Raw genomic sequence first — 6,065 nt, forward strand, 5'->3', positions numbered from 1 at the left:
ATGATTGATGAAAGTACAGTACGTCAAGAAATTTTGAAGATTGAGCCTTATGTACCGGGAAAACCGATTGAAGATGTTAAAAGGGAATTAGGATTGGAGAAAGTAATTAAATTAGCTTCTAATGAAAATCCTTTAGGGCCAGCTCCTCAAGCAATTGAGAAGATGAAGGAGACAGTGGAGCAGGTTAATATCTATCCTGATGGGAATGTTCATTACTTGCGCCAAAAATTAGCTACTAAATTGGGGGTAAGAGAGGATGAGTTGATCTTTGGTAATGGTTCTGATGAATTATTGGCTTTATTAGGTCAGACATTCATTACTGATGAAGCAGAAGTAATTATAGCAGGAACTACTTTCAGTGAATATCGATTTGCTACTAATATTATGGGGGGCAAGATAGTTAGTGTGTCTTTAAAAGATTATGCTCATGATTTAGAAGCGATGGCTGCAGCTATAACACCTAACACTAAATTGATCTTCATTTGTAATCCTAACAATCCAACCGGAACAATTGTAACTGAGGAAGAAGTAAAAGATTTTTTAACTCAAGTCCCTGATGATGTATTAGTTATCTTTGATGAGGCATATTATGAATATGTTGATCATTCAGCGTATCCTGAAACTATAGATTATTTGGCTGATTATGAGAATGTGATTATTTTGCGAACTTTCTCTAAAGCTTATGCCTTAGCAGGATTGAGGATTGGCTATGGAATTGCCAATCAAAAGTTGATTGATTACATAGATAGAGTAAGACAACCTTTTAATGTTAATCTGATGGCTCAGAAGGCAGCAATAGCTAGCTTGGGTGCTGAGGATCATCTAGCTAAAGCTGTGGAGCTTAATCAAGCTGGGAAAGAATATTTATATCAAGAATTCGATAAATTAGAATTAGACTATGTGCCTACTAGTTCGAATTTTATTTTAGTTGATTTAGCACAAGATTCAACACAAGTCTTTCAGGAGTTGATGAAACGAGGAATTATTATTCGTAATATGGAATCCTTTGGCTATCAAACTAAGATTAGAGTTACAGTTGGTCTGCCTGAGGAAAATCAAGCTTTTATCAAGCAGTTAAAAGCGGTTTTAAATGATTAATTTGTGAGTAGTGAGTATAAAAGGAGGAGATAATAATGATTGTAGTCATGGAAAATGGTGCAAGTAAAGATATGGTAAAACGGGTATTAGATCGCATTGAAGATTTAGGATTTGAAGCTCATTTATCTGAAGGAGAAGTCAAAACTATTATTGGAGTAATTGGAGAAGGAAAGATGGAACTCAAAGATAACTTTACTATCTTACCTGGAGTAGAGGATGTGGTAGAGATAACTAAACCATATAAATTATCTGGGAAGCAGTTTAAATCTGGTAGATCGGTAATTGAGATTGATGATGTTAAAGTAGGCGGAGATAACTTTACGATTATGGCTGGGCCGTGTGCGATTGAAAGTAAAGAACAGTTATTACAAGCAGCTCAGCAAGTAAAAGATGGTGGTGCTCAGATTTTACGTGGTGGTGCTTTTAAGCCGAGAACTTCTCCGTATAGCTTTCAAGGACTGGAAGAAGAGGGTTTGAGGATGTTAGCTGAAGCTAGAGAAGAAACAGGATTAAAAGTAGTGACAGAGGTAATGGATACACGAGATGTAGGATTGGTAGCAGAGTATGCAGATATTTTACAGATTGGTGCTCGTAATATGCAAAATTATCCATTGTTACGAGAGGTAGGAAAAACTAATCGACCAGTTTTGTTAAAACGAGCTATGACTGCTACGTATAAAGAGCTTTTAATGGCGGCCGAGTATATTATGGCTGGTGGTAATCATGATGTTATTTTGTGTGAGAGAGGAATTAGAACTTTTGTAGATCAGACTAGAAATACGGTCGATTTAACAGTAGTTCCTGTGATTAGGGAATTGAGCCATTTACCGATTATCATCGATCCTAGCCACGGGACAGGAAGATGGAAGTATGTTGCTCCGTTAGCTAGGGCTGCCTTAGCAGTGGGAGCAGATGGATTGATGATTGAGGTTCATCCTGATCCAACGAATGCGTTATGTGATGGGCCACAATCCTTACGTCCTGATAAGTTCAAATGCTTAGTAGAGCAGATGAAACCAATAGCTGAAGCAGTTAACCGTAATTTATGATGAGGTGAAAATATGATCAGTAAGATAGCAGTTGTTGGGGTTGGTTTGATTGGTTCATCTTTAGGTTTAGCTTTTCAGGATTTAGAGCAGGTTGAAGAGGTGGTGGGGATTGATCAAAATCCCTCCCATCTACAACAAGCTTTGGAGTTGGGAGCAATTAATAGTACAGCTAGCTTAAAAGAGGGAGTACAGGGTGTTGATCTGGTTATAGTAGCAACCCCTGTAGGAACTATTATTGATTTGATTGAAGAGATAATTTTATATCTTGATCAAGAAACGATTATTACTGATGTAGGAAGTACTAAATCAAGTTTGGTTGAACAATTGGAAGCAACAGTGGCTGGTAAAGATCAAATTTATATTGCTGGTCATCCAATGACCGGTTCTGAAGTTGTAGGACCTGGGGGAGCAGATAAGTACTTATTTGAGAATGCTATTTATGTTTTAGCAGAGACTGAGCAGACAGATCAGACAGCTTTGATTGCCCTTAAAGCGTTACTTGAAAAGTTAGGAGCCCAAGTACTTGTGTTAGATCCTAAGCGCCACGATCAGGTAGTAGCTTTAACAAGTCATCTGCCTCATCTAGTCGCAGTTAATTTGATGCAGGTGATTGATCAGTTTGCTCAAAGTGATAAGTTGATTACTTCTTTAACAGCAGGAGGTTTTAGAGATACTACTCGGATAGCTGCTGGAGATCCTACAATGTGGAAAGATATTTTTGTTTATAACCAGGCAGAAGTATTGACAGCGATTGAGGCTTTTGAAGCTAAATTAAAGCAACTTAAAGAATTAATTGTTGAGCAATCGGAAGAAGAGCTATTAGAACAACTCAGCCAAGCCCGAAAATCTAGATTGCAGCTTCCGATGAAGAAGAAAGGATTATTGCCGACCAATTATGAGTTGATTATTACTTTAAAAGATGAACCGAATGCTATTGGTCGGGTAGCTTCTATATTAGGAGAAGAAGGAATCAATATTCAAGATATAGAGGTACTAAAAGTAAGAGAAGATGGTGGGACATTACGACTTAGCCTTAGTCAGGAAGAAGAACAAATAAAAGCTTGTCGTCTCTTACAAGAAGCGGGATATAAAGTCTTTAAAAAGTAGCGATAAGGAGTGATGAGATGCAGCTTAAGATAGAATCTAAGTCCAACTTAACTGGTGAAGTAACTGTACCTGGAGATAAATCAATTTCCCATCGGGCTGTGATGTTGGGAGCGTTGGCCCGAGGTAAGACGGAGGTAGAAGGGTTTTTAACTGGGGAAGATTGCTTAAGTACAGTGAAGGCTTTTCAGAGTTTAGGAATTGAAATTGATGGTGTAGGAACAGAGAAAATGACGATTCATGGCAAAGGATTACAAGGATTGGAAGAAGCTGATGATGTATTAGATTTAGGTAATTCAGGAACAACAATGAGGTTAATATTAGGGATTCTGGCTGGGCAGGATTTTTATTCTGTGGTAACAGGTGATGATTCTTTGCGAAGTCGACCAATGGCTAGAGTTACTAAACCACTAGCTGAAATGCAGGCTCAATTTTATGGTAGGGACAATGCTAATTTAGCTCCGATTACTGTGGTTGGTGGTCAAGATTTAGCAGCGATACAATATCGATCACCGGTAGCTAGTGCTCAGGTGAAATCGTCAATTCTGTTAGCTGGTCTATATGCTGAAGGAGTTACTGAAGTAATAGAACCTGCCAAATCTCGAGATCATACAGAGCGGATGCTTGATTATTTTGGGGCCAATGTTGAAGTAGATGGCTTAGCTGTTAAGGTAGAAGGTAACCCTGAGTTAACAGGGCAGAAAGTAATAGTACCCGGGGATATCTCTTCAGCTGCTTTTTTAATGGTAGCTGGGTTGATTACTGCTGATTCTGAACTTTTAATTAAGAATGTAGGGCTAAATCCAACGCGTTCAGGAGTAATTGATGCTTTAGAGAAGATGAATGCTGATTTAGAGTTACTTAATCAACGAGAAGTTAATGGGGAGCCGATTACTGATATTGTAGTTAGGAGTAGTCAATTGCAGGGAACTGTGATTGATGGTGAATTGATTCCTCTATTGATCGATGAAATTCCAATTTTAGCAGTAGCTGCTAGTCAAGCAGAAGGAAAAACAGTAATCAAAGATGCTGAAGAGTTACGGGTTAAAGAAACTGATCGAATTGATGCAATGGTAAAGGAGTTAGCTAAATTAGGAGTTGAGGTAATAGAGCGAGAAGATGGAATGGAGATAGTAGGAAAGCAAGCTATTCAAGGGGGAGTTAAGTGTCTTAGTTATGATGATCATCGAGTTGCAATGTCTTTAGCAATAGCGGGGTTGATCGCAGAAGAGCCTATTATTATTGAAGATGCTGAATGTATTAATATTTCTTTCCCGAGTTTTGAACAATTATTAACTGAGTTATAATCAAAAAAACCACTTAACTCTAAATAGAGTTAAGTGGTTTTTTAGTTTAAGTCCAAGTCTAAGGTTAAGCTTTATTACAATAATGTGGCACTTTTGTGCCACATTATTGAGTTGACAGTGTACAGTGAACAGTTTACAGTTAAGATCAAAACCTTAAAAAATTAAGACCTCTGAAATGCCTTATGTTCGCAGGTTTAGAGTGATTTTGATTTAAGGTTTTCCTTCGGGTTCTTTGAACCCTTCGTGATGAAAAAATCTGCTCTTAGATTTTTTCTATCTACTGTCAACTGTCCCTACAGGTCTTTGTCAAGACCTTTCGTGAAAACCATAGAAACCATATCAACTGTAAAATGTACACTGATATTTAGTGGCAAAGTGCCACTAAATATCGATATTCTGTAATATTCACCTAGTTGCTTCTAGTAAATATAAATAGAAACTAAATTAAGTAATTATTTGATATATGCAGGAAAATAACTTTTTAATTAGAAATTAATCATAAAGGGTGGATTTTATTGTAGAGAATTGAGATGGTTCTTTAAAAAGGAGGGCAGAATATGGGAAGTAGGCAAAGTAATGGAATCAAAGTCTATTTAAACCAGTCAGCTCATGATTTATTATCAGCTAAAGAAGAAAAAGAATTAGCTAAAAGGGTTCAACAAGGGGATGAAGAAGCAAAACAGACTTTAATTGAGTCTAATTTACGTTTGGTTATTAGTGTTGCTAAGAAGTATATAGGTCAAGGACTTGACTTCTTAGATTTAATTCAGGAAGGAAATTTAGGTTTAATGCAAGCAATTAAGAAATTTGATTATACGAAAGGATATCGTTTTAGTACTTATGCAACTTGGTGGATTAAGCAGCGGATTAATCGAGCTTTAGCTGATAAATCACGTACAATTAGAATACCAGCTCATATTTGGGAGACGATGAATAAGTATATTAAGGTTTATAATAGATTGTCAAGCAAGTTAGGTAGAGAACCTAAAATAGAAGAAGTGGCAGAAGAGATGAATATTTCTGAAGAAAAGGTTAAAAAGATTATGGAGCTTATTCAAGAGCCTGCTTCATTAGATAGTCCTATTGGTGAAGAGAATGACTTTTTTTTAGGGGATATGATTGAAGATTCGACGGTATTGACTCCAGATAAGGCAACTTATAATACGTTATTACAAGAGGAGCTAGATAATATCTTGGATACATTATCGGATAGAGAAAAGAGAATTCTGCAGTTGAGATTTGGACTGTTAGATGATAGACCAAGGACATTAAATGAGATTGGGCAAGATTATGATCTGTCACGAGAGAGGATTAGACAGATTGAGAAGAAGGCTTTACAGAGGTTAAGGCATCCTAATCGCAGTAAAAAGTTAAGAGATTACCTGTAATCATAAACAGCAACCGAAATGGTTGCTGTTTATGATTGTAGATAATTACAATAATGTGGCACTTTTGTGCCACATTATTGAGTTGACAGTGTACAGTGAACAGTTTACAGTTAAGATCA

Annotated in this window: 5 protein-coding genes; all 5 read left to right on the forward strand. The window is 36.9% G+C overall.

Annotated elements, in window-relative coordinates:
• Nucleotides 1–1,098 carry a histidinol-phosphate transaminase gene (hisC, locus tag MWH25_RS05850; protein WP_248626708.1) on the forward strand — a complete coding sequence of 366 codons (1,098 nt, stop codon included), beginning with the start codon at nt 1–3 and terminating at the stop codon, nt 1,096–1,098.
• A 35-nt stretch (nt 1,099–1,133) separates the two neighbouring features.
• Nucleotides 1,134–2,147, forward strand: coding sequence for a 3-deoxy-7-phosphoheptulonate synthase (gene aroF / locus MWH25_RS05855; RefSeq protein WP_248626709.1), 1,014 nt, complete (start codon nt 1,134–1,136; stop codon nt 2,145–2,147).
• Between the two features lie 12 nt (nt 2,148–2,159).
• Nucleotides 2,160–3,254, forward strand: a complete 1,095-nt coding sequence (locus MWH25_RS05860) for a prephenate dehydrogenase (RefSeq protein WP_248626710.1) — start codon at nt 2,160–2,162, stop codon at nt 3,252–3,254.
• Nucleotides 3,255–3,271: 17 nt separating this feature from the next.
• Nucleotides 3,272–4,558: a 3-phosphoshikimate 1-carboxyvinyltransferase gene (gene aroA, locus MWH25_RS05865; protein ID WP_248626711.1), complete on the forward strand. Its 1,287-nt coding sequence runs from the start codon at nt 3,272–3,274 to the stop codon at nt 4,556–4,558.
• A 557-nt stretch (nt 4,559–5,115) separates the two neighbouring features.
• Nucleotides 5,116–5,946 (forward strand): sigma-70 family RNA polymerase sigma factor, encoded by an 831-nt coding sequence (locus tag MWH25_RS05870; protein WP_248626712.1) that lies wholly within the window; start codon nt 5,116–5,118, stop codon nt 5,944–5,946.
• The last annotated feature ends 119 nt before the right edge of the window (nt 5,947–6,065 follow it).

This window comes from Natroniella acetigena, from assembly GCF_023227745.1.
Taxonomy (GTDB): Bacteria; Bacillota; Halanaerobiia; order Halobacteroidales; family Halobacteroidaceae; genus Natroniella; species Natroniella acetigena.